Raw genomic sequence first — 22,622 nt, 5'->3', positions numbered from 1 at the left:
CCGTCCGTTCAGCCCGGGCGGGCCGGGGTGGCCCGCCGGGTCGGCTCACCGTTCCGCGACCACCATCGCCGACGCGATCCCGCCGTCGTGCGACAACGACAGATGCCAGTGGTTGATCCCGCGCTCGGCCGCGGCGGCGGCCACCGTGCCGGAGACGGTCAGCCAGGGCCGGCCGGCCGGATCGGCCACGATCTCGCAGTCGTGCCAGTTCAGCCCGGCCGGCGCGCCGAGCGCCTTGGCCACCGCCTCCTTCGCGGCGAAGCGGGCCGCCATCGACTCGGCCGCGCGCGGGTTGCCGGCGCGGGTGTACCGCTCGGCCTCGGTGAACAGGCGGTCGGCCAGCAGCGGCGTACGCGCCAGGGCCCGGCCGAACCGGTCCACCAGCACGACGTCGATGCCGACCGCCACGATCACGAATCTCACCCTACCGGCGGTCGCCGCCGCACATCAGCCAGCGGCCGGGCGGTGGACAACGCCTGTGGACGACCCCGGTGCACGGGCGCCCCCGGTTGTCCACAGGGCGGGTAGCGGGTGCGCCCCGGCCACCTAGCGTCCCTGTTGTCCGGTTCCCTGGCCGGGACCGGGCGCATCCGTCCGCCGCCGTCGGTCCCGTCGGCGGCCGGTCCAGCGGGGAGGCACACGCGATGGGTGAGGAGCCGTTCACCGTCGAACCGGCGTTGCTGCGCGGGGTCGCCCGGGAGCTGGGCGACGAGGCGTACCGGCTGGCCCACGGGCTGGCCGCCGGGCCGGGGCTGCTGGTGCCGGCCGACGGCTGGCGGGCCGGCGCCGAGCTGGCCGAGCTGGAGGCGGCGGTGCAGCACTGGGCCGGCTCCCTCGCCGCCCGGGTGGCGGCGACCGGCGCGGCGGTCCGCACCGCCGCCGACGGCTACCAGGCGGTGGACGAGCGGGCCGCCGGCCGGTTGGCCGGGATCCCACAATGACCGGGTACGCGCAGCTCTGGCGGGCCGATCCGGGCGCCTGGGCCGGTGCCGGGGCGGCCTGGCGCGGGCTCACCGGCCCGGTCCGGCAGCGGGCCGACGGCCTGGCCGCCCACGCCGCCGCGCTGCGTTCCGGCTGGTCCGGCGGGGCGGCGGCGGGCGCGCAGGGGCTGCTCGGGGTGCTCCGGGAGGCCCTCGCCGACGTGCTGCCCGCGGTGCTGGAGGTCGACCAGGCGCTCGCCGAGTTCGCCGACCGGCTCCGGGTCGCGAAGGCCCGGCTCGCCGCCGCCGTGGCCCGCGCCGAGGCGGGCGGCATGCTGGTGGACCGCACGGGCGCGGTCCGCCCCGACCCGGCCCGCCAGCGGCCGGCGGCACGGACCGGCCCTGCCGTGGCTCAGGTGGCCGCCGAGGTACGCGCGGCCCTGGCGCTGGCCGACGCGGCGGACCGGGAGGCGGCCGGCCGGCTGGCCGAGCTGGTCACGGCGGCGGTCCACGGCTGGGTGAGCGCGCCCCCCGCCGGGCGGCCGGCGCCCGGGGCCGCCCCGCCGGAGGTGAGCCGCTGGTGGGCCGGGCTGACCCCGGCGCAGCGGCGCTGGCTGGTGCGCCACGAGCCGGCCCGGGTGGGCCGGCTCGACGGCGTGCCGGTGGCGGCCCGCGACCAGGCCAACCGGCTACTGCTGGCGGGGTGGCGGGAGGAGCTGGCCGACCGCCGCCGGCGGCTGCTGTGCCCGCTGCCGGCGGGCCCGCTCGAACTGGCCCGGCTGGCCCGGCTCGCCGGGGCGGAGGCGGCCCTGCACGGCCTCGACACGCTCGCCGAGCGGCTGGCCGTGCCCGGCCCACCCCGGGCGTACCTGCTCGGGCTCGACCCGGCCGGGGACGGGCGGACGGTGGTGGCGCTGGGCAACCCGGACCGGGCCGGCGCGGTGCTGACGTACGTCCCGGGCATGACCGCGGACCTCGCCGACGCCCCCGGCGAGCTGAGTCGGGCCGCCCGGGTGCTGGAAAGGTGCGCGGCGCTCGCCCCGGCGGACGAGACGGCGGCGGTGCTCTGGCTGGACTACGACGCCCCGGATTCGCTGCCCGAGGCGGCCCGGCCCCGGCAGGCCGAGGAGGCCGGACCGGCGCTGCACCGGTTCCAGGCGGGGCTACGCGCCGCGCACGAGGGCCCGCCGGCCCGGCAGACCGTGCTCGGCCACAGTTACGGCTCGCTGGTGGTCGGCGCGGCCGCCCGCGACCACGGGCTGAGCGCGGACGCGCTGGTCTTCGTCGGTTCCCCCGGCGTGGGGGTCGATCACGCCGGGGCGCTGCGCACGGCCCCGGGGCAGGTCTGGGCCGCCACCGCGCCGGACGACGTGATCCGGCTGGCCCGGCCGCCGGAGGAGTTGGCCCGCCGGGCGGTGCTGAGCGGGACGCCGCTGGCTCCGGTGGCCGGGGCGCTCGACGATCACCGGCTGTGGTTCGGGCACGACCCGGCCGACCCCGGCTTCGGCGGCCGGCGCTTCCCCAGCGGCCGGTACGGCCACTCCGGCTACTGGGACCCCGGCAATCCGGCCCTGGACGGCATGGCCCGGATCGTGCTGGGCCGATGAGCGCCGCGCCCGGCCCGGACACGCCGAGGCCCCCGCCACCCGGGGGCGGCGGGGGCCTCGGTCGGGGCGACTACTCGACGGTGACCGACTTGGCCAGGTTGCGTGGCTGGTCGACGTCGTGCCCGCGGGCGGCGGCGATCTCGGCGGCGAGCACCTGGAGCGGCACCGTGGTCACCAGCGGGGCGAGCAGCGTCGGGGTGCGCGGCACGTAGATCAGGTGGTCGGCGTAGCGGACGACCGCCTCGTCACCCTCCTCGGCGATCACGATGGTCCGGGCGCCTCGGGCGCGCACCTCCTGGATGTTGGAGACGACCTTGTCGTGCAGCATGCCCCGGCCGACCGGCGACGGCACGATGCAGATCACCGGGGTGCCCTTGTCGATCAGCGAGATCGGACCGTGCTTCAGCTCGCCGGCGGCGAAACCCTCGGCGTGCATGTACGCCAGCTCCTTGAGCTTGAGCGCACCCTCCAGCGCCACCGGGTAGCCGACGTGCCGGCCGATGAAGAGCACGGTCGGCTCGGACTTCAGCTCGCGGCCCAGCTCCCGGACCGGCTCGATCCGGTCGAGCAGCTCGCGCAGCTTGCCCGGCATCTCCTGCAGCTGGGCGACGACCGCGCCCACCTCGTCGGCGAACTTGATCCCACGTACCTGGGCCAGGTGCAGGCCGATCAGGTAGCAGGCGACGACCTGGGTGAGGAACGCCTTCGTGGAGGCGACCGCGATCTCCGGGCCACCGTGGGTGTAGAGGACGGCGTCGGACTCGCGCGGAATCGTCGAGCCGTTGGTGTTGCAGATGGCGAGCACCCGGGCCTTCTGCTCCTTGGCGTGCCGCAGGGCCATCAGGGTGTCCATGGTCTCGCCGGACTGCGAGATCACCACGATCAGCGTGGACCGGTCCAGGACCGGGTCGCGGTAGCGGAACTCGCTGGCCAGCTCGACCTCGCAGGGGATCCGGGTCCAGTGCTCGATGGCGTACTTGGCAACCAGGCCCGCGTGGTACGAGGTGCCGCAGGCGACGATGAAGATCTTGTCGACGTCGCGCAGGTCCTGCTCGCTGAGGCGGACCTCGTCGAGGGCGATCTCGCCGGTCTCGGTGAGCCGGCCGAGCAGGGTGTCGGCGATGGCCTGGGGCTGCTCCTCGATCTCCTTGAGCATGAACCAGTCGTAGCCACCCTTCTCGGCGGCCGACGAGTCCCAGTCGATGTGGAAGTCCTTGCCGGTGGCGGGCTGGCCGGCGAAGTCGGTGATCTCGATGCTGTCCGGGGTGATCAGCACGATCTGGTCCTGGCCCAGCTCGACCGCGTCGCGGGTGTGCTCGATGAACGCGGCCACATCGCTGGCCAGGTAGTTCTCCCCGTCGCCGCGGCCGACGACCAGGGGCGAGTTGCGCCGGGCGCCGACCACCGCGCCGGGGATGCCGGCGTCGACGGCGAGCAGCGTGAAAGCGCCCTCCAGCCGCTGGCAGACCAGCCGCATGGCGGAGGCGAGCAACTGCGGGCCGTCCACCTCACCGGCCGAGCGCAGGTCGGCCAGAGCCCGGGAGATCAGGTGGGCGGCGCACTCGGTGTCGGTGTCGCTGGCGAACTCGACGCCGTCGGCCTCCAACTCGGTGCGGAGCTTGGCGAAGTTCTCGATGATGCCGTTGTGGATCACGGCGACCCGGCCGTCGGGAGACAGGTGCGGGTGGGCGTTGCGGTCGGTGGGGCCGCCGTGGGTGGCCCACCGGGTGTGGCCGATGGCGGTGGTGCCGTCACCGATGCCGATCGGGCTGGCGGCGCAGGAGTCGGGGTCGCTGGCAGCCCGCTCGGCGAGGACCTTCTCCAGGTTGGCCAGCTTGCCGGCCTTCTTCTCGGTCAGCAGCTCGTCCTCGCAGACGACCGCCACGCCGGCCGAGTCGTAGCCGCGGTACTCGAGCCGCCGCAGTCCGTCGAGCACGATGCCGAGTGCCGGGCGCGCGCCGGCGTAACCCACGATTCCACACATGGTCCGCAGCCTAACCCAGTTTCGCTCATCGTGCGTGCTCGAAAGTCGGGTAAACGATCACTGAATTTGAGCGAACGGGCAGCGCGGGCCGGGACCCGGCGAACCGCCCAGACGGTCGGGGTCCCGGCGACTGGCCGCCAGCTCCTACATTGAGGGCCCCTGGTCGGGGCGTACCTCCCGATCCGGACGCCCCAGCCCGTCCCCGCCACGCCCGTCCCCTGCGAGTTGAGCCGATGTCCGAGGCGACCCCACCTCCCGAGCCGCAGGCCAGCGGCCCGACCGATCCGACCGCGCCCCCCGCCGTACCCCCACCCGGCCCCTGGACACCACCGGACCCGTTGGCCGCCCCGCAGCCCTGGGCTCCACCGGCACCGTGGTCACCACCAGACGCGACGAGCGGCACCGGGACAGCCTTCGCCCCGGGGCATCCCGCTGTCTCCCCCTTCCCCGCCGGGCATCCCGTCCCGACCGGCTCCTACTTCCCCGCGGACCCGCCCGGCACTCCTGGACCGGGAAGCCCGCCGGAACAGTTCGCGTCGACCGACCGGCCGGCAGCGGGCCTCGGAGTACGCCCGGCGGTACCGCCGGGCGGGGCGGTGTCCGGGCCGGCGTCCGGGGCGCCGATCAACCCGTCCCCCGTGCCACCGGTCGCCCCGCCCGTGGCCGGCGGCCCGCCCGCCCCGCCCTGGCCGGGACACGCCCCGTCGGGCTGGCCACCACCCGCCTACCCGCCCCCGTACGCGCACCCGTACGCGCACCCGGGCACGCGGCCGCAGACCGGCATCGGCGGGCTCGCCACGACCCTGATCGCCGTCGGCGTGGTCCTGGTGCTGGCCTTCTGCGGCTGCGTCGGCCTCGGCGTGCTCAGCGCCGTGGTCGACGACCCGACGGCCGACTCGTACGACGGGTCGGAGGGGGCCTGGCCGGACGAGCCGGACGAGAACGGCGACCCGGACCGCGGGCTGATCACCGCGGTACCCACCCGCAGTCCCGCCGTCACCCCGTCCGGCGGCGCCGGCCGGCTCACCGTGGTCTACGAGGTGACCGGCACCGCCCCGGCCGACCTGGAGTACTACGACGCCAACGGCGACTTCATCCAGGCCGAGCGGGTGGAGCTGCCCTGGCGGCTGAAGCTCACCACCGACGGGACCGAGCGGGTGATGGTGCTGACGAGCCACTCCGAGCCGGCCGACACCAGCCCGCTCGGCTGCCGGATCATGGTGAACGGCAAGCTCGTCGCCGAGGAGACGAACGAGTACGGAGCGGACTGTTACGCATGAGCGCGATCGACCCGGCCCCGGCCTGGACGCCACCGGACCCGCCCCGGGTCACCACCCCGGTGGAGGCTCCGCCGGGGGAGTTCCCCGCGCTGTCACCAGGCGGCGACGAGGACAGCCGGTGGTGGTCCGGGGGCGAACGGTTCACCACGGCCGTGCTCGCCGGCCTCGCGGTCGTCGCGCTGGCCGTCTTCGGCTGCCTGGGCGCCGTGCTGCTCCCGCTCAACCTGCCCGACCGCCCGACCGCCGCCGGCCCCGCCACCCCGCCGGAATTCTCGGACCCGCCGGCAGCCGACCCCACCACGCCACCGCCGTCAGCGGACCCGAGCCCCACCCACCGGCCGGCGTCGACCCCGTCGAACGGTCCGGGCCGCTTCACGGTCGCCTACTCCGTCACCGGCCAGGGCCCGGCCGACATCCAGTACCGCGACGCCGACGGCTATCTGGTCCAGCTCGACGGGGTGTCGCTGCCCTGGCGGCGGACGGTCCGCACCGACGACCCGACGGCCGCGTGGGTGCAGGCCGGCAAGGCCGACGACAAGGGCGGGCGGAGCATCACCTGCGCGCTGTCGGTCAACGGCGGACGGCCGGTCACCGAGACGGTCGGCCCGGGCGGCTGGCGGTGCGGTTGTGGCGGCTGACGGCGGGCTTGCGGCGCCGGCGGCGGCCCGTAGGCTGGCCGGCGTGACGACGACCGATCCGCTGGTGGCCCGGATGCGGCCGTTCGGCACCACCATCTTCGCCGAGATGTCCGCGCTCGCCGTGCGTACCGGGGCAGTCAACCTCGGGCAGGGCTTCCCCGACACCGACGGCCCGCCGGAAATGCTCGCGGCAGCCGCCGAGGCGCTGCGCTCCGGCCACAACCAGTACCCGCCGGGCCCGGGGATCCCGGCGCTGCGCGCGGCCGTCGCAGCCCACCAGCGCCGGTTCTGGGGGCTGGCGTACGACCCGGACGGCGAGATCGTGGTGACCGCGGGCGCCACCGAGGCCATCGCCGCCAGCATCCTGGCCCTCTGCGAGCCGGGTGACGAGGTGGTCTGCTTCGAGCCGTACTACGACTCCTACGCGGCCTCGATCGCCCTGGCCGGCGCGGTCCGCCGCCCGGTGACGCTGCGTCCCGCCGCCGACGGCCGGTACGCCTTCGACCCGGCGGAGCTGCGCGCCGCGTTCGGGCCACGGACCCGGCTGGTGCTGCTCAACTCGCCGCACAACCCGACCGGCAAGGTCTTCACCCCGGACGAGCTGGCCCTGGTCGCCGAGTTGTGCCGGGAGCACGACGCGTACGCGGTCACCGACGAGGTGTACGAGCACCTGGTCTTCGGCGACGCCGCCGCGCCGCACGTGCCGCTGGCGACCCTGCCCGGGATGCGCGAGCGGACCCTGCGCATCTCCTCGGCCGGCAAGACCTTCTCCTGCACCGGCTGGAAGGTCGGCTGGGTGAGCGGGCCGGCTCCGCTCGTCTCCGCGGTGCTGCGGGTGAAGCAGTTCCTCACCTTCGTCAACGCCGGGCCGCTGCAACCGGCCGTCGCGGTGGCGCTCGGGCTGCCCGACGCCTACTTCACCGAGTTCGCCGAGGACATGCGGCGCCGCCGGGACCAGCTCGTCGCCGGCCTCGCCGACGCCGGGTTCGGGGTGCTCACGCCGGAGGGCACGTACTTCGTCACCGCCGACGTCACTCCGCTGGGCGGCCGGGACGGGGTGGAGTTCTGCCGGTCGCTGCCGGAGCGCTGCGGAGTGGTGGCGGTGCCGACCCAGGTCTTCTACGACGACACCGAGGCGGGGCGACGGCTGGTCCGGTTCGCCTTCTGCAAACGACCCGAGGTGCTGACCGAGGCGGTGACCCGGCTGCGCCGGTTGGCGGAGGACCGATGACCGGGGCGAGGGCGGAGTTGGTGCGCCGGTTCGCCGCCCAGCGTGGCTGCGACACCGTGCTCTCCGGGATCCGGCCACCATCGATCCGGGACCAGCTCGCGGTGATCGGGGCGGCCGTCACCGACGACCCGGTCCCCGACTTCTACGGCGAGGGCGGGCCGGTCGAGGAGTTGGAGGGCCGGGTCGCCGAGCTGCTCGGCACCGAGGCGGTCGCCTTCTTCCCCACCGGCACGATGGCGCAGCAGGTCGCCCTGCGGTACGGCGCCGAGGTGACCGGCCGGGACGCGGTCGGCCTGCACCCGCTCAATCACCCGCTGCTGCACGAGCGCGACGCGTACGCGGTGCTCACCGGGCTGCGGGCGGTACGCACCACGGACGCGCCGCGCAATCCGACCGACGAGGAGGTGGCCGCGCTCGACGAGCCGATCGGCACGCTGATGCTGGAGCTGCCGCTACGCGACGCCGGGTTCGTGCTGCCGAGCTGGGACGAGCTGGGCGCGGTGGTGGCGGCGGCCCGGGCGCGGGGTGCCCGGGTGCACCTGGACGGGGCCCGGCTCTGGGAGTCGACCGTCCACCTGGGGCGCTCGCTCGCCGAGATCGCGGCCCTGGCCGACAGCACGTACGTCTCGTTCTACAAGTCCCTCGGCGGCCACTCGGGCGCGGCGCTGGCCGGCGACGCGGAGCTGGTCCGCTACGCCCGCGCCTGGCGACACCGCCACGGCGGGACGCTGTTCCAGCAGTGGCCGGCCGCCCTCGCCGCGCTGGCCGGTCTGACGCACGAACTGCCCCGGCTGGCCGGCTACGTCGCACACGCGAAGGTGGTGGCCGCCGCGCTGGCCGCCCTGCCCGGGGCGCGGGTACACCCGGCACCCCCGCACACCCACCAGTTCCGGCTCTGGCTGCCGCACCCGGCGGAGGCCCTGAACGCGGCCAACCTCGCCCTCGCCGAGGAGGAGAAGGCGTGGTTCGTCGGCGGTTGGCGGGACACCGAGGTGCCCGGGATCGCGCTGGCCGAGGTGACGGTGGCCGGCCCGGCGCTGGAGCTGGACGCCGACCGGGTCGCCGACCTGGCCGGCCGCTTCCTGCGCCGGTTGGCGTCCGCCTGACCTGACCGCCGCCGGGGTCAGGGCGGGCAGCACGACGGCTTCGCCGGCACCGGGCCGGCCCGCGATGCTCGCCGGGGCCCCTCAGCCGGCGACGCGCTCCGGCCCGGTTTCCCCGCCCCCTGCGGCGGCTGCCGGGCGGTCGGCGGCGAGACCGGCGAGCGTGGCTCCACCCTCGCCGAGCAGCGCCGACTCGGCGTCGTCGACGAAGGCCAGGTCGGCCTCGACGTGCCGGCCGGCGGCCGAGAGGAGCAGCCGGACCACCGGATCGTCGGCCCGGCGGCGCAGCCCGTCGAGGTTGCGCAGTTCCCGCATGAGGTGGGCGCGCTGGTTGCCGAGCACGGTCCGGACGGTGGTCGCCTCGCCCGACCGAGCGGCGGCGGTGACCTTGAGGAAGAAGTCGTCCCGGAACCCGCCGCTGCGCGGGCTCGGTTCGGCGAGCCAGCGGTCCAGCTCGGTACGGCCGGCCCGGGTGATCTCGTAGACCACCCGGTCGGGCTTGACCGGCTGGGCGTGCCGCTCGGCGACCACCAGCCCGTCCCGGGAGAGCCGGTCGAGGACCTGGTAGAGGTGCCCGATGTTGAGCGGGCCCCACTGCGGCCCCACCGCCGCCTCGAAGGCGCCTTTCAGCTCGTAGCCGTAGCTGGGACCGCGGGCGAGCAGGGCCAGGACCGCGTGCTGGATCGCCACCGTCTCCTCCGATCCGGTTCCGGACAGGGCCCCGCAGGGCCTTGCATTGTGACAATGTAGCGCGCACAGTGTGGGTCAGCACACGGGGAGGCGCGACATGTTCCACTTCGTCTGGGGGCAACTTCGTGGCCGTGCGGGACGGTCGGTGGCGCTGCTGGTCGGCGTGCTGGTGGCCACCACCGGCTTCGTCGTCCTGACCGGCGCCACCACCACCTCCCGCCTGCAGGTAACGGGCACGGTGGAGCGGAACACCCGCGCCGCGTACGACATCCTGGTCCGTCCGAAGGGCAGCCGCACGCCGCTGGAGGCCGAGCGGCGCCTGGTCCGCCCCAACTATCTCTCCGGCCTCTACGGCGGCATCACCACCGCACAGTACGACCAGGTGAAGGCCGTCGAGGGGGTGGACGTGGCCGCCCCGATCGCCATGCTGGGCTATTCGACCGCTGCGGTGCCGGCCCCTCTCGACCTCACCGACGCGGTCGACCGCTCGTTGGATCGCCAGGTGATCCGGGTGGTGCCGACGTTCGTCGCGGAACGTGGCCTGTCGACCGCCCGGGCGAAACCCCGGTATGTGTACGTCACGAAGCATCCGCTCATCTACCCGCGCCTCGACGCGCCCGTGGCGAGCACGTCGACGACGTACTCCGACGGCAACTCGTACCCCTGGGGCGACGCCTGCGGCCCGGTGCCGCGTGAGGTGCTGCCGGACGGCCGGACGCTCGCGGTGTGCGACCCCCGGTTCACGCTGCTGGGCAACCCGGGCACCTACTCAGAGCGGGAGCACTGGCAGGTGGACGCGGTACGGCTACGGCCCGACGGCCGGTTCGAAAGCTCCCCGTACGTGCTGGCGACGACCTCGAGCGGCCCCTCGGCCACCGCCGACCGGTTGGTGGTGACGCACGACGTCACCGTGCCGTTCCTGCTGGCGGCGGTGGACCCGCCCGCGGAGGAACGCCTGGTCGGGCTCGCCGGCGCGGTGGTGGCGGGACGGCCGGTCCGCGCCGACGAGCCCGTCGGCGAGAAGCGGCTCGGCTCGGCGGTCAACCACTCCTTCCCGGTGCTGGTCACCGAACGGCCGTTCATCGACGAGACGCTCACCGCCGACCTCACCCGGCTGCCCGGCGTCAGCCCGGCCGGGGTGTCCGTCGAGGACCTCGAAGAGACGTTGAACCGCGCCACGGGGCACCCGGCCGGGTCCGTCCGGTACGACATCGCCGACGGCTACCGCCACAAGGTCACCGAGGATCTGTCCGACTCCGGGTGCTGCGTGGGCCAACTCCAGTCGATCGTGCAGTCCGGCGACGTACGGTACGAGCAGCTCCCGGACGGCGTCCTCCGCGCCACCGGCCAACCGCCCGCGGCCCCCGAGACCTATGGCAACGAGCACGACTACAACCCGTTGCCCCGTCCGTGGCTCAGCGAGGACCGCGGCCTGCGGCCGGTGCGCGCGCTGCAGATGGCGAGGACGTCGAGTTCGCCGTTCCGCCTCTGGAGGGCGGTGGGGGTCTTCGATCCGGGGAAGCTGGCCGGCTTCAGCGACCTCGGCAAGGTGCCGCTGGAGACGTACGAGCCACCAAGGGCCGAGGGTGCCGACGACCGGAGCCGGGCCGCGCTGGGCGGCAAGCCGCTGGAGCCGAGCGGCAACCCGGCCGGCTACCTGTCCGCGCCACCGCTGCTGCTGACCAACCTGGCCAGCGTGCCCAAGCTGCTGGCCGGCGGCAGCAGCCCGCAGCTCAAGGCTCCGATCAGCGCGATCCGGGTCCGGGTCGCCGACGTGCACGGCTACAGCGAGCGCTCCGCGGAGCGGGTCCGGCTGATCGCCGAGCGGATCGCCCAGGCGACCGGCCTGGACGTCGACATCACCCTCGGCTCCTCCCCCGCCCCGCAGACCGTGGAGTTGCCGGCCGGCACGTTCGGCCGCCCGATGCTGCGGTTGACCGAGAACTGGTCGGCGTTGGGTGTGGCGTCCACGATCACGAAGGCCGTCGACCGCAAGAGCGCGGCGCTCTTCCTGCTGGTGCTGGTGGTCTGCGTACTCTTCCTCGGCAACGCGGTCTCCGCCGCGGTCCGGGACCGTCGTCCGGAGCTGGCCGTGCTCGCCTGCCTCGGCTGGCCGGCCCGCCGGATCGGCGCGCTGATCCTCGGCGAGGTGGCCGCCCTGGGCCTGGCCGCCGGCCTGCTCTCCGTCGGCCTGGCGTTCCCGCTCGGCGCCACCCTGGGCATCGGCGTCGACTGGCGGCGGGCGCTGCTCGCCGTACCCGTGGCCCTGCTGCTGACGCTGGTCGCGGGCCTGGCACCGGCGCTGCGGGCCGCGCGCGCCCACCCGGCCGCCGCGCTGCGCCCGCCGGTGGCCACCGCCCGCTGGGTACGCCGACCCCGCACCCTGCCCGGCCTGGCCCTGGCGAACCTGGTGCGCACCCCCGGCCGCACCCTGCTCGGCGCGGGTGCGCTGGCCATCGGGGTCGCCGCGCTGGCCCTGGTCGCCGCCGCCGCGTACGCGTTCCGGGGCGCGATCGTGGGCAGCCTGCTCGGCGACACCGTCTCGCTCAGCGTGCGCGGCGCGGACGCGCTCGCCGCGGTGGCCACGGTGCTGCTCGGTGCCGCCGCGGTCGCGGACGTGCTCTACCTGAACGTCCGGGACCGCGCTGCCGAGTTGGCCACGCTGCGCGCGACCGGGTGGACCGACGCCGCACTGGGTCGCCTGGTCGGCTACGAGGGGCTCCTCCTCGGTGTGCTCGGCGCCCTCACCGGCGCCGGTCTCGGGCTCGGCGGGGCGGCCTGGCTGGTCGGCGAACTGCCGGCGGAGCTGGTGCTGGTCGCGGTCGGCGTGGGGCTGGCCGGGGTGCTGGTCACCTGCCTCGCCGCGCTCGTCCCGGCCGCGCTGCTGCGCCGCCTTCCCACCGCACGACTACTGGCAGAGGAGTGAGCATGGACCCGACCACGGGGAGCACGGTGCGGACGGCCGGACTGGTCCGGGAGTTCCGCAGCGGCACCGAACGGCTCACCGCCGTCGACGACCTGTCCGTGGAGATCGCCGCCGGTTCGGTGGTGGCACTGACCGGGCCGAGCGGGTCCGGCAAGTCCACGCTGCTGCATCTCATCGGCGCGATCGAACAGGCCGACCGGGGCACCGTGACGGTGGACGACGTGGAGGTGACCGCGCTGCGCCGGGCGGCCCTGGCCCGGTACCGCCAGGGTGTCGGCTTCGTCTTCCAGCGGTACCACCTGCTGCCGGCGCTGACCGTGCTGGACAACGTGATCGCGCCGGTGCTGCCCCGCCGCCGGGGCCGCGCCGATCACGCGACCCGGGCCGGGGAACTGCTGGAGGCGGTGGGCCTCGCCGGCCGGGAACGGGCGCTGCCCGCTCAGCTCTCCGGCGGCCAGCAGCAGCGGGTGGCGATCGCCCGGGCGCTGATGGGCGCACCCCGGCTGCTGCTGGCCGACGAGCCGACCGGCAACCTCGACTCGACCACCGGCGCCCAGATCCTCGACCTGCTGCTCGATCTGCGCGACCGGCACGGCATGACGATCCTGCTCGCCACCCACGAGCGGGCCATCGCCGCGCGCTGCGACCGACTGGTCCGGCTCGGCGACGGCCGGATCGTCGAGGACGTCGATCTCACCGGCGGCGAGGACCCCGCCGACACCTTCGACCGGGCCAGCCGGCTGCGCCTGTAGCGCCCGACCTGGCGGGGCACCGGGTCAAACCGGCGCCAGGGTTGAACTGCGACTACGAACTTGATGACGCAGACGATTCACCGGCTGGGCCCGACGCCCGAATCGTTCACGTCATCAAGTTCGTAGCGTCGAGCGAGGTCGACATCTCGCGACCGCCCTGGTCCGCGGCGTCGGCCGGTGCCGGGCTACCCGCAGCCGGGTCAGGCGACCGGGCTGGCGGTGCGGACCTGCTCCGCGATGCGCTCGGCAACCGACCGGGCCGTCGCCTCGGTGGCGGCCTCGACCATGACACGGACCAGCGGCTCGGTGCCGGACGGGCGCAGCAGCACCCGGCCGGTCTCACCCAGCTCGGCCTCGGCCCGCTCCACCTCGGCGCGGACGGCCGGCGCAGCGGCGCCCACGGTCCGGTCGCCGACCGGCACGTTGATCAGCACCTGGGGCAGCTTGGTGACGACGGCGGCCAGCTCGGCCAGGGACCTGCCGGTGGCGGCCATCCGGGACATCAGGTGCAGCGCGGTGAGCACCCCGTCGCCGGTGGTGGCGTACGCGGGCATGACGATGTGCCCGCTCTGCTCGCCGCCGAGGGCGAGGCCGGAGGCGCGCAGCTCCTCCAGCACGTACCGGTCGCCGACCTTGGTCTCGACCAGCCGGATGCCCTGCGCGGACATCGCCAGGCGCAGGCCGAGGTTGCTCATCACCGTGGCGACCAGGGTGTCCCGGGTCAGCTCGCCGGCATCCCGCATGGCCAGGGCCAGGATCGCCATCACCTGGTCACCGTCGACCTCGTCGCCGTCGGCGGTCACCGCGACGCACCGGTCGGCGTCACCGTCGTGGGCGATGCCGAGGTGCGCGCCGTGCTCGACCACGGCGGCGCGCAGCGCCTCGATGTGGTTCGAGCCGCAGTCGTCGTTGATGTTGAGGCCGTCCGGCTCCGCGTGGATCGCGACGACCTCGGCGCCCGCCTCCTGGTAGGCCACCGGCGCGACCTCGGCGGCCGCCCCGTTGGCGCAGTCGACCACGACCTTGATCCCGTCCAGCCGGTGCGGCACGGTGCCGACCAGGTGCTGGACGTAGTGGTCGGCACCGTCGAGCAGGTCGTGCACCCGCCCGACGCCGGCGCCGGTCGGTCGCTGCCAGGCGGTGGTGGCGTTCGCCTCGACGGCCGCCTCGATCCGCATCTCGATCTCGTCCGGCAGCTTGTGGCCGCCGGCGGCGAAGAGCTTGATGCCGTTGTCCGGCATGGGGTTGTGCGAGGCGGAGAGCATCACGCCCAGGTCGGCCTTGGCCTCGGCGGTGAGGAACGCCACCGCCGGGGTGGGCAGCACGCCGACCCGCACCACGTTGGCGCCGGCGCTCGTGAGCCCCGCCACCACGGCGGCCTCCAGCATCTCGCCGCTGGCCCGGGTGTCCCGGCCGACCACGGCGAGCGGCGGATGACTCTTGTCGGTCTCGGCCAGCGTGTGGGCGGCGGCGACCGCCACCGCGAGCGCCAACTCCGGGGTGAGATCCGCGTTCGCCCGCCCGCGTACCCCGTCCGTGCCGAACAACCGGCCCATACCCGCCAACCTCCGATGGAACTGCCGTGAAGAAGGGGAAAAACGAACGGCCGGGCCGCCTCCCGCGAAGGGAGGCGGACCCGGCCGTCCGTCAGAAGTACAAGGCGCTGCTGATGATCAGCGCTTCGAGTACTGAGGAGCCTTACGGGCCTTCTTGAGGCCGTACTTCTTGCTCTCCTTGACCCGGGCGTCACGGGTCAGGAAGCCGGCCTTCTTCAGGGCCGGACGGTCGTCCGGCTCGCTGACGATCAGCGCCCGGGCGATGGCGAGGCGGAGCGCGCCGGCCTGGCCGGTGGTGCCGCCGCCACGCAGGTTGGCGATCACGTCGAAGGCCTCGGCCTTCTCGGCGGTGACCAGCGGGTCCTTGATCAGCTGCTGGTGCACCTTGCTCGGGAAGTAGGCCTCGAGGTCGCGGCTGTTGCAGGTGATCTTGCCGCTGCCGGGAACGATGCGGACCCGGACGATGGCCTCCTTGCGCCGACCCACGGTCTGGATCGGCCGGTCGCCACGAGGCGCGCGGGCGACGGGCGCCGGCGCCTCGGTGGCCTCGGGGGCAACCTCGGTGGCGGTGATGTCGGTCATGCTGATTCCTTCGCCCGCGCTCACTGCGCGATCTGCTTGATCTCGAACGGCACCGGCTGCTGCGCGCCGTGCGGGTGCTCGGCACCGGCGTAGACCTTCAGCTTCTTGATCATCTGACGGCCCAGCTTGTTGTGCGGGAGCATGCCCTTCACGGCCAGCTCGATGGCCCGCTCGGGCCGCTTGCTCAGCAGCTCCTCGTAGCCGACCTGCTTGAGGCCACCCGGGTACCCGGAGTGGCGGTAGGCGATCTTCTGCTGGCGCTTGTTGCCGGTCAGCGCGACCTTGCCCGCGTTCACGATGACGACGAAGTCGCCCGTGTCGACGTGCGGCGCGAAAGTCGGCTTGTGCTTGCCACGCAGCAGCGTGGCGGCGTGGGTCGCGAGGCGGCCCAGCACGACATCAGAGGCGTCGATGACGTGCCACTGACGCTCGATCTCACCCGGCTTCGGGCTGTACGTACGCACAGGTCTACCTTGTCTCGTCGTCGGTCTGGGGTCGCGCGCCGAGGTGACCGGGGCTTCCCAGCCGAACCAGCGCGCACGAACGACCAAGCGTACCTGATGCGGCACGCCTCTGAATGTCGTACAACAGCAGGCAACGATACCCGGCCGCCCGGCGGCGGGTCAAAACGGGGGGTCACCGAGCGTGCCCCCCGCTTCGACGATGGTACGGATCACACCCCGGCGCGCGCCATCCGTGACCCGGGGCGCACGTAGGCGACCCAGGTGACCGCGAGCAGCAGCACGAAGAACCCGACGTAGAACCGGAGCGCCGGCTGGATCCCGCCGTAGTTCGACTTCGCCCAGGCGTAGCAGATCGGGACGAGGAAGCCACCGAAGGCGCCGACCGAGGAGATCACGCCCAGTGCCCCGGCCGCCTGCCGCCGCATCGCCAGCATGGTCTCCGGGGAACCGCCGAGGTCCTCGCCCTTGACCTGGAAGATCTTGGAGATCATCCGGTAGGTCGAGCCGTTGCCGATGCCGGTGGCCACGAACAGGAGCATGAACGCGGCGAAGAACACCACCAGGTTCCGGTGCTCGACGGACCAGAGGGCCGCGTACGCCCCCGCCGCCATCAGCACGAAGCTGCCGACGGTCACCCGGGCGCCGCCCACGGAGTCGGCCAGCCGGCCGCCGAACGGGCGGAACACCGACCCGATGCCGGCGCCGAGGAACGCCCAGCCGAGCGCGATGTCGGAGCGACCGAACACCGAGGTGAGCAGGGTGGGGAACGCCGCCGAGTAGCCGATGAACGAACCGAAGGTGCCGATGTACAGCAGCGACATGATCCAGGTGTCCCGGTGCCGCAGCGAGGACCAGACCGGCCCGACGTCCGCCTTCGCCTCCGCCAGGTTGTCCATGAACAGGTAGGCGCAGACGGCGGCGGCCACCGCCAGCGGGACGTACATCAGCCCGGCCCGGGCCAGCGCGAGCCCGCCGCCCAGCACGATCACCTGGGGAACCAGGAACTGGACCACCGCGACGCCGATGTTGCCGCCGGCCGCGTTCAGGCCCAGCGCCCAGCCCTTCTCCCGCTCCGGGTAGAAGAACGAGATGTTCGCCATGCTGGAGGCGAAGTTGCCCCCGCCGACGCCGGCCGTGGCGGCGATCAGCACCAGCGGCAGGTAGCCGATCTCCGGATGTTCGACCGCCCAGGCCAGGCCGGTGCAGGGCAGGATCAGCAGCAGCGCGGAGACGATCGTCCAGTTCCGGCCGCCGAAGACCGGCACCGCGAAGGTGTAGGGCAGCCGCAGCAGCGCGCCGACCCCGCTGGGCACCGCGGTCAGCCACAGCTTCTGGCTGGTGGTGAGCTGCCAGCCGACGTCACCGAGCCGGACGACGACGATGCTCCAGAGCAGCCAGACCGAGAACCCGATGTGCTCGGCGAAGATCGAGAAGATCAGGTTCCGGCGGGCGATCCGCCGGCCGGCGGCCCGCCAGAACCCGGCGTCCTCCGGCGACCAGTGGCCGATCCACCGGCCGGGCCGGCGTCGCAGGTCGACCTCGCCGCTCTCCACGGTTTCGGCAATGGTGGTCATCAGCGGTTCTCCTCACGGCCGGGCGGATGGCGTCCAGGGCATCCGCCCGGGCCGGCCGGATGACCGGCGCGGGACGACGCCCGGCCGAAAGGTAGGCGGCCGGAATTACCGTGACGTTCGTCCGGGAAGTCGTCCGCGCAACAGCCGCCGCACCGGCTCCGGATTCCGATGGTGAGGAGTTCCGGCGGCGCTCAGATCTCCTGGAGGATGCGCAGGGCCCGCCCCACCCGCTGCATGGTCTCGGTGTCGGCGACGTCGACACACTCGGTGAACCACTTCTTCATCGGCGAGGAGAGCCGGTCGGGCATGACCACGAACCCGCCCATCTGCACCGCGAGGGGCGAGTCCCGCAGCAGTGACTCCTCGACCACCTCGGCCACCATCACGATGGGTACGTCCGTGGAGTTGTAGACGTCGGAGCTGATCACCAGACCGAGGCGTTCCCGGGCACCCGAGATCCGCCACACCTCTCCCCTACGCAGCACGCGGGCGCCCACCGCCGAACAGGGCGTCGTCGACGATGGCGGCCTCCTGCGCGTCGGCCAGGGCGGCGGACTCCAGGTCCAGCCCGGCCCGGCCGACGGCGACGGCGTGCGCGGTGAAGACCTCGCGCAGCGCCTTCTCCCGGGCGGCCTGGTCCATCCAGGCGGAGAGGGAGAGCCCCTCCCGCTTGGCGAACCGGCGCGCCTCCTCGATCGTCTCGTCCGAGAACGAGAGTGTCACCTTGGCGGTCATGCCGACGAGACTACCCGCCGGTATGACCGTTAGTCATCCCCGCTCGCGCCGATCGACGAACCGGACATCGCGCCCGTCCGGGCACGGGCGCGTGACAAGGTCGTCGGGTTCAACGCCTGGGTCGAGGCGAAGCCACGCCGACGGTCACGGGCGGCGGCCGCCGAAGACCGCGAAGCGCCACTCCTTGAAGAAGCAGTCCACGTCGACCAGGCCGACGTCGGTGAGCCAGCCGCACTGGTCGGTCACCGGCGCCGGCCGGTCGTGCCGCATCCGTTCCCGCGCTGCGGCGATCTCCTCGGTGTCCGAGCCGAGTTCGCTGATCCGGGCGGTCCAGACCTCGTCGTAGCGCCGGTCCAGGGCGGGGGTCGGGCCGGCCACCTGCTCGGCGTTGACGAGGACCCCGCCGGGCACCAGCGCCCGGGCCGCCCGCCGGTAGAGCGACCGCTTGCCGTCGTCGTCGAGGTGGTGAATGGCCAGCGCGGAGACGACCGCGTCGTACCGGCCGGCGGGCAGTGGCGCGGCGAGGTCGGCGAGCACCGTCCGGTGCGGCACGTCCCGGGCCGCCAGGTGACCGGTGGCCACTGCGAGCATGCCGGGCGCGGCGTCGACCAGGGTCACCCGGATCCCGGGGACCGCCGCGGCGAGCAGCAGGGAGAGCAGGCCGGTGCCCGCGCCCAGGTCCAGCACCTCGGGCGTGCGCCCGGCGGCGAGGGCCGCGCGCAGCGGCGGCGCGGCCACCTCGACCGCGGCGCCGTAGAAGGCGTCGAAGCAGGGCACCAGCCGTCGCCGGGCCGCGTCGTAGCTGCCCGCCACGGCGTCGAACGCGTCCGCCACACTCATCGCGTCTCCCAACATTCAGGACACTTGTCTCACATCCTAGACCCTGCCGACCGGCCCGTCACTCCCGTGCGGTGTGAGCCGCTCTTGACAGGACCGAAACAGAAGGGACCCGGACCGGAAACCGCCCGACGGCACGCTTCTCGGGCATGACAGACGGTGCACGCATGGCGACGCGACCGGGGGTACCGCCCCGGGAAGTGGCCACGCACTGCCCGTACTGCGCCCTCCAGTGCGGCATGGCGCTGCGCGAGACCGGGGGGCGGGTCGAGGTGACGCCCCGTCAGTTCCCCACCAACCGGGGCGGCCTCTGCCAGAAGGGCTGGACCGCCGCCGAACTGCTCGACCACCCGGACCGGCTGACCACCCCGCTGCTGCGCGACCGTCCCGGCGACGAGCTGCGCCCGGCGACCTGGGACGAGGCCCTCGACCGAGTGGCCGCCGGCCTCCGGGCCGTCCAGGACCGGCACGGGCCGGACGCCGTCGCCGTCTTCGGCGGCGGGGGGCTGACCAACGAGAAGGCGTACGCGCTCGGCAAGTTCGCCCGGGTGGCGCTGCGCACCCGGCACATCGACTACAACGGACGCTGGTGCATGTCCTCGGCCGCCGCAGCCGGCATCCGCGCCTTCGGCGTGGACCGGGGGCTGCCCTTTCCCGTCGCCGACCTCGGCCGGACGGACACCCTGCTGCTGGTCGGCGCGAACCCGGCCGAGACCATGCCGCCGCTGCTGCGCCACCTGACCGACCAGCGCGAGCGGGGCGGCCAGCTGATCGTGATCGACCCCCGGCTGACCGCCACCGCCCGCCAGGCCACCCGGCACCTGCAACCGCTGCCCGGCACCGACCTGGCGGTGGCCAACGCCCTGCTGCACATCGCGCTCACCGAGGGCTGGCTCGACCGGACGTACGTGGCGGAGCGGACCACCGGCTTCGAGGAGGTACGGCGGACCGTCGCCGGGTACTGGCCGGCCGAGGTGGAACGCCTCTCCGGGGTGCCGGTGGCCGACCTGGAGGCGACCGCCCGCGCGCTGGCCACCGTGGACCGCGCCGTCATCCTCACCGCCCGGGGCGCGGAGCAGCACGCCAAGGGGGTGGACACGGTCACCGCCTTCATCAACCTGGCGCTCGCCCTGGGCCTGCCCGGCCGCCCCGGCTCCGGGTACGGCTGCCTCACCGGGCAGGGCAACGGGCAGGGCGGCCGGGAGCACGGGCAGAAGGCCGACCAACTCCCCGGCTACCGGCGGATCGACGACCCGGCGGCCCGGTCGCACGTGGCCGGGGTCTGGGGCGTACCCGCCGACGACCTGCCCGGACCGGGGGTGCCCGCGTACGCCCTGCTGGACTCGCTCGGCACCGCGACCGGCCCGCGGGCGCTGCTGGTCTTCGGCTCCAACCCGGTGGTGTCCGCGCCCCGCGCGGCCCGGGTCGAGTCCCGGCTGCGCGACCTGGACCTGCTGGTGGTGGCCGACTTCCTGCGCTCCGAGACGGCCGCGCTGGCCGACGTGGTGCTGCCCGTCGCGCAGTGGGCCGAGGAGGACGGCACGATGACCAACCTGGAGGGTCGGGTGCTGCGCCGCCGGGCGCTGCGCGAACCCCCGCCCGGCGTCCGCACCGACCTGGAGGTCCTCGCCGACCTGGCCGCCCGACTGGCCGCCCGGGGTCACTTCCCCACCGACCCGGCGGCGGTCTTCACCGAGCTGCGCCGGGCCTCGGCCGGCGGGCCGGCCGATTACGCCGGGGTCACCTGGGACCGGATCGACGCCGACACCGGCGTCTTCTGGCCCTGTCCCGACCCGGCCGGCCCGGACACCCCCCGGCTCTTCGCCGACCGTTTTCCCACCCCGGACGGCCGGGCCCGGTTCCGGGCGGTGCGCCACCGGCCGGCCGCCGAGCCGGTCTGCGCCGAGTACCCGCTGCACTTCACCACCGGCCGGGTGCTCGCCCAGTACCAGTCCGGCGCGCAGACCCGGCGGGTGGCCGCGCTGCGCCGGGCCGCGCCCGGCGGCTTCGTCGAGCTGCACCCCGACCTGGCCGACCGGCTGGGCGTGGCCGACGGGGACGAGGTTCGGGTGGTCTCCCGCCGGGGCGAACTGCGCGCGCCGGCCCGGCTCAGCCCGGCGATCCGGCCGGACACGGTCTTCGCACCGTTCCACTGGCCGGGCACGGCCCGGGCCAACTCGGTCACCAACGACGCCGTCGACCCGGTCTCCGGGATGCCGGAGTTCAAGATCTGCGCCGTACGGGTGGAGAGGGCATGAATGTCGTCATCGTCGGTTACGGGATGGCGGGTGCCCGGCTCGCCGCCGAGCTGCACGCGCGGGACGGGGACCGGAAGGTCACCGTGCTCGGGGCGGAGCCGCACCGGGCGTACAACCGGATCATGCTCTCCACCCTGCTCGCCGGGAAGATCGACGAGCCGGACGTGGAGCTGGCCGAGGTCGCCGGGCAGGGGGTGGACGTACGGACCGGGGTGGCGGTCACCGCGATCGACCGGACCGCCCGGGAAGTACGCACCGCCGACGGTGACCGGCACGGCTACGACCATCTGGTCCTGGCCACCGGCAGCCGGGCGGTGGTGCCACCGCTGCCCGGACTCGACCCGCTGCCCGAGCGGGTGGTCCCGTTCCGCACCCTGGACGACTGCCGGCGGATCCTCGCCGCCGCCCGGGACGCGCGCAGCGCCCTGGTGCTCGGCGGCGGGCTGCTCGGGCTGGAGGCGGCCCGCGGGCTCGCCGCCCGGGGGCTGGACGTGACCGTGGTGCACCCGATGCCGTGGTTGATGGAGCGGCAGCTCGACCCGGCCGCCGGCACCGTGCTCGCCAGCACCCTGGCCGGGCTGGGCGTGCGGACCGCGCTGGCCGTCCCGGCGGTGGCGGTGGCTGCCGACCGCGACCGGATCCGCCTCGACCTCGCCGACGGCCGCTCCCTCACCGCCGACCTGCTGGTCCTCTCCTGCGGCGTACGGCCCGACACCGCGCTGGCCGCCGACGCCGGGCTGGCCGTGGACCGGGGTGTGGTGGTGGACGACCGGATGCGGACCAGCGACCGGCGGATCTCGGCGATCGGCGACTGCGCCCAGCACGACGGAACGCTGACCGGGTTGGTCGCCCCGGCCTGGGCGCAGGCCCGGGTGGTCGCCGACGTGCTGGCCGGGGCGGACCCGCTGGCCCGCTACCAGCCCCGCCCGGCGGTGACCCGGCTCAAGGCGGCCGGCATCGACCTGGCCGCGATGGGCGACGCCACCGACGCCGCCCCGGCCGACGCAACCGACGCCGCCACGCCCGTCGAGGAGCTGACCTTCGCCGACCCGGCCCGGGGCACGTACGCCCGGCTGCGGATCCGCGACGAGCGGCTGACCGGGGCGATCCTGCTCGGCGACAACCCGGCGGTCGGCATGGTGGTACAGCTCTTCGACCGGGGCGCCCCGGTGCCGGCGGACCGGCGTTCGCTGCTGCTCGGGCGGGCGTTCGGCGCCACCCCGGCCGCCCCCGCCGCCTCCCCGGCGCTGATGCCGGACGCGGCCACCGTGTGCCAGTGCAACGACGTGAGCAAGGGCGCGCTGGTGGCGTGCTGGCGCTCCGGCGCCCGGACCGTCGCGGAACTGTCGGCGGGGACCCGCGCCGCCACCGGCTGCGGCGGGTGCCGGGACGCGGTCGCCGGCATCGCCGACTGGCTCGCCGAGGCGGATCCGGTGGCGGCGCGATGAACGGGGCCGGGCGCGCAGCCGACGGGCGACGACCCGT

Annotated in this window: 20 protein-coding genes; 10 read left to right on the top strand and 10 right to left on the bottom strand. The window is 74.6% G+C overall.

Annotated features, from left to right (window positions below):
* Positions 1 to 45: 45 nt before the first annotated feature.
* Complete coding sequence (locus tag ACL02O_RS01535; RefSeq protein ID WP_412816091.1) at positions 46 to 414, bottom strand: holo-ACP synthase; 369 nt, start codon at positions 412 to 414, stop codon at positions 46 to 48.
* Positions 415 to 644: 230 nt separating this feature from the next.
* Between ACL02O_RS01535 and ACL02O_RS01530 the strand changes: the two genes are divergently transcribed.
* Both ACL02O_RS01530 and ACL02O_RS01525 read left to right on the top strand, forming a co-directional pair.
* Positions 645 to 941: a hypothetical protein gene (locus ACL02O_RS01530; RefSeq protein ID WP_412816090.1), complete on the top strand. Its 297-nt coding sequence runs from the start codon at positions 645 to 647 to the stop codon at positions 939 to 941.
* Positions 938 to 2,527, top strand: coding sequence for an alpha/beta hydrolase (locus ACL02O_RS01525; protein ID WP_412816089.1), 1,590 nt, complete (start codon positions 938 to 940; stop codon positions 2,525 to 2,527). The genes ACL02O_RS01530 and ACL02O_RS01525 overlap by 4 nt, the downstream gene beginning before the upstream one ends.
* A gap of 70 nt (positions 2,528 to 2,597) precedes the next feature.
* Here ACL02O_RS01525 and glmS read toward each other — a convergent pair whose 3' ends face one another.
* On the bottom strand, positions 2,598 to 4,511 hold the full coding sequence (glmS, locus tag ACL02O_RS01520) for a glutamine--fructose-6-phosphate transaminase (isomerizing) (RefSeq protein WP_412816088.1): 1,914 nt from the start codon (positions 4,509 to 4,511) through the stop codon (positions 2,598 to 2,600).
* A 638-nt stretch (positions 4,512 to 5,149) separates the two neighbouring features.
* Between glmS and ACL02O_RS01515 the strand changes: the two genes are divergently transcribed.
* Genes ACL02O_RS01515 through ACL02O_RS01500 form a run of 4 tightly spaced genes read left to right on the top strand, consistent with a single transcriptional unit; the run spans position 5,150 to position 8,766 of the window.
* Positions 5,150 to 5,791, top strand: a complete 642-nt coding sequence (locus ACL02O_RS01515) for an MmpS family transport accessory protein (protein WP_412816087.1) — start codon at positions 5,150 to 5,152, stop codon at positions 5,789 to 5,791.
* Positions 5,788 to 6,429: an MmpS family transport accessory protein gene (locus ACL02O_RS01510; RefSeq protein WP_412816086.1), complete on the top strand. Its 642-nt coding sequence runs from the start codon at positions 5,788 to 5,790 to the stop codon at positions 6,427 to 6,429. The genes ACL02O_RS01515 and ACL02O_RS01510 overlap by 4 nt, the downstream gene beginning before the upstream one ends.
* A gap of 43 nt (positions 6,430 to 6,472) precedes the next feature.
* On the top strand, positions 6,473 to 7,660 hold the full coding sequence (locus ACL02O_RS01505; protein WP_412816085.1) for a pyridoxal phosphate-dependent aminotransferase: 1,188 nt from the start codon (positions 6,473 to 6,475) through the stop codon (positions 7,658 to 7,660).
* Positions 7,657 to 8,766, top strand: a complete 1,110-nt coding sequence (locus tag ACL02O_RS01500) for a threonine aldolase family protein (RefSeq protein ID WP_412816084.1) — start codon at positions 7,657 to 7,659, stop codon at positions 8,764 to 8,766. Before ACL02O_RS01505 ends, ACL02O_RS01500 begins: the two co-directional genes overlap by 4 nt.
* Before the next feature lie 81 nt (positions 8,767 to 8,847).
* Here ACL02O_RS01500 and ACL02O_RS01495 read toward each other — a convergent pair whose 3' ends face one another.
* Entirely contained in the window at positions 8,848 to 9,453 is a 606-nt protein-coding gene (locus tag ACL02O_RS01495) for a helix-turn-helix transcriptional regulator (protein WP_412816083.1), read from the bottom strand.
* 97 nt (positions 9,454 to 9,550) lie between these two features.
* Here ACL02O_RS01495 and ACL02O_RS01490 point away from each other — a divergent pair, with 97 nt between their 5' ends.
* Both ACL02O_RS01490 and ACL02O_RS01485 read left to right on the top strand, forming a co-directional pair.
* A complete protein-coding gene (locus ACL02O_RS01490; protein WP_412816082.1) occupies positions 9,551 to 12,379 on the top strand; it encodes an FtsX-like permease family protein in 2,829 nt (942 codons plus the stop codon).
* A 2-nt stretch (positions 12,380 to 12,381) separates the two neighbouring features.
* Entirely contained in the window at positions 12,382 to 13,131 is a 750-nt protein-coding gene (locus ACL02O_RS01485; protein ID WP_412816081.1) for an ABC transporter ATP-binding protein, read from the top strand.
* 200 nt (positions 13,132 to 13,331) lie between these two features.
* On the opposite strand, the gene glmM is transcribed toward ACL02O_RS01485, so the two are convergent.
* The 7 genes from glmM to ACL02O_RS01450 form a co-directional block, all read right to left on the bottom strand.
* A complete protein-coding gene (gene glmM, locus ACL02O_RS01480) occupies positions 13,332 to 14,687 on the bottom strand; it encodes a phosphoglucosamine mutase (RefSeq protein WP_412816080.1) in 1,356 nt (451 codons plus the stop codon).
* A 117-nt stretch (positions 14,688 to 14,804) separates the two neighbouring features.
* The gene (rpsI, locus tag ACL02O_RS01475) at positions 14,805 to 15,269 is read right to left on the bottom strand and encodes a 30S ribosomal protein S9 (protein ID WP_412816079.1); all 465 of its coding nucleotides are present in this window, start codon (positions 15,267 to 15,269) and stop codon (positions 14,805 to 14,807) included.
* Positions 15,270 to 15,289: 20 nt separating this feature from the next.
* Positions 15,290 to 15,733: a 50S ribosomal protein L13 gene (gene rplM, locus ACL02O_RS01470; RefSeq protein ID WP_412816078.1), complete on the bottom strand. Its 444-nt coding sequence runs from the start codon at positions 15,731 to 15,733 to the stop codon at positions 15,290 to 15,292.
* Between the two features lie 209 nt (positions 15,734 to 15,942).
* Positions 15,943 to 17,307, bottom strand: a complete 1,365-nt coding sequence (locus ACL02O_RS01465) for an MFS transporter (protein ID WP_412816077.1) — start codon at positions 17,305 to 17,307, stop codon at positions 15,943 to 15,945.
* A 191-nt stretch (positions 17,308 to 17,498) separates the two neighbouring features.
* A complete protein-coding gene (locus ACL02O_RS01460; RefSeq protein WP_412816076.1) occupies positions 17,499 to 17,804 on the bottom strand; it encodes a hypothetical protein in 306 nt (101 codons plus the stop codon).
* Positions 17,782 to 18,042, bottom strand: a complete 261-nt coding sequence (locus tag ACL02O_RS01455) for a DUF6364 family protein (protein WP_412816075.1) — start codon at positions 18,040 to 18,042, stop codon at positions 17,782 to 17,784. The genes ACL02O_RS01460 and ACL02O_RS01455 overlap by 23 nt, the downstream gene beginning before the upstream one ends.
* Positions 18,043 to 18,186: 144 nt before the next feature.
* A complete protein-coding gene (locus ACL02O_RS01450) occupies positions 18,187 to 18,882 on the bottom strand; it encodes a class I SAM-dependent methyltransferase (protein ID WP_412816074.1) in 696 nt (231 codons plus the stop codon).
* A gap of 146 nt (positions 18,883 to 19,028) precedes the next feature.
* Between ACL02O_RS01450 and ACL02O_RS01445 the strand changes: the two genes are divergently transcribed.
* Together ACL02O_RS01445 and ACL02O_RS01440 are read left to right on the top strand one after the other, a co-directional pair.
* A complete protein-coding gene (locus ACL02O_RS01445) occupies positions 19,029 to 21,137 on the top strand; it encodes a molybdopterin oxidoreductase family protein (protein WP_412816073.1) in 2,109 nt (702 codons plus the stop codon).
* On the top strand, positions 21,134 to 22,585 hold the full coding sequence (locus ACL02O_RS01440; protein WP_412816072.1) for an FAD-dependent oxidoreductase: 1,452 nt from the start codon (positions 21,134 to 21,136) through the stop codon (positions 22,583 to 22,585). Before ACL02O_RS01445 ends, ACL02O_RS01440 begins: the two co-directional genes overlap by 4 nt.
* The last annotated feature ends 37 nt before the right edge of the window (positions 22,586 to 22,622 follow it).

The organism is Micromonospora mangrovicola (assembly GCF_047200535.1).
Lineage (GTDB): Bacteria > Actinomycetota > Actinomycetes > Mycobacteriales > Micromonosporaceae > Micromonospora.
The sequence above is the reverse complement of the archived record's forward strand: the minus strand, read 5'-3'. Positions and strand labels throughout refer to the sequence as shown.

Coding starts and splice junctions, on each gene's coding strand:
- ACL02O_RS01490 (WP_412816082.1), top strand. CDS start 9,551: ATGTTCCACTTCGTCTGGGGGCAACTTCGTGGCCGTGCGGGACGGTCG.
- ACL02O_RS01450 (WP_412816074.1), bottom strand. CDS start 18,882: ATGAGTGTGGCGGACGCGTTCGACGCCGTGGCGGGCAGCTACGACGCG.
- ACL02O_RS01510 (WP_412816086.1), top strand. CDS start 5,788: ATGAGCGCGATCGACCCGGCCCCGGCCTGGACGCCACCGGACCCGCCC.
- ACL02O_RS01445 (WP_412816073.1), top strand. CDS start 19,029: ATGACAGACGGTGCACGCATGGCGACGCGACCGGGGGTACCGCCCCGG.
- ACL02O_RS01530 (WP_412816090.1), top strand. CDS start 645: ATGGGTGAGGAGCCGTTCACCGTCGAACCGGCGTTGCTGCGCGGGGTC.
- ACL02O_RS01500 (WP_412816084.1), top strand. CDS start 7,657: ATGACCGGGGCGAGGGCGGAGTTGGTGCGCCGGTTCGCCGCCCAGCGT.
- ACL02O_RS01465 (WP_412816077.1), bottom strand. CDS start 17,307: ATGACCACCATTGCCGAAACCGTGGAGAGCGGCGAGGTCGACCTGCGA.
- ACL02O_RS01455 (WP_412816075.1), bottom strand. CDS start 18,042: ATGACCGCCAAGGTGACACTCTCGTTCTCGGACGAGACGATCGAGGAG.
- ACL02O_RS01485 (WP_412816081.1), top strand. CDS start 12,382: ATGGACCCGACCACGGGGAGCACGGTGCGGACGGCCGGACTGGTCCGG.
- ACL02O_RS01525 (WP_412816089.1), top strand. CDS start 938: ATGACCGGGTACGCGCAGCTCTGGCGGGCCGATCCGGGCGCCTGGGCC.
- rpsI (WP_412816079.1), bottom strand. CDS start 15,269: ATGACCGACATCACCGCCACCGAGGTTGCCCCCGAGGCCACCGAGGCG.
- glmM (WP_412816080.1), bottom strand. CDS start 14,687: ATGGGCCGGTTGTTCGGCACGGACGGGGTACGCGGGCGGGCGAACGCG.
- ACL02O_RS01440 (WP_412816072.1), top strand. CDS start 21,134: ATGAATGTCGTCATCGTCGGTTACGGGATGGCGGGTGCCCGGCTCGCC.
- glmS (WP_412816088.1), bottom strand. CDS start 4,511: ATGTGTGGAATCGTGGGTTACGCCGGCGCGCGCCCGGCACTCGGCATC.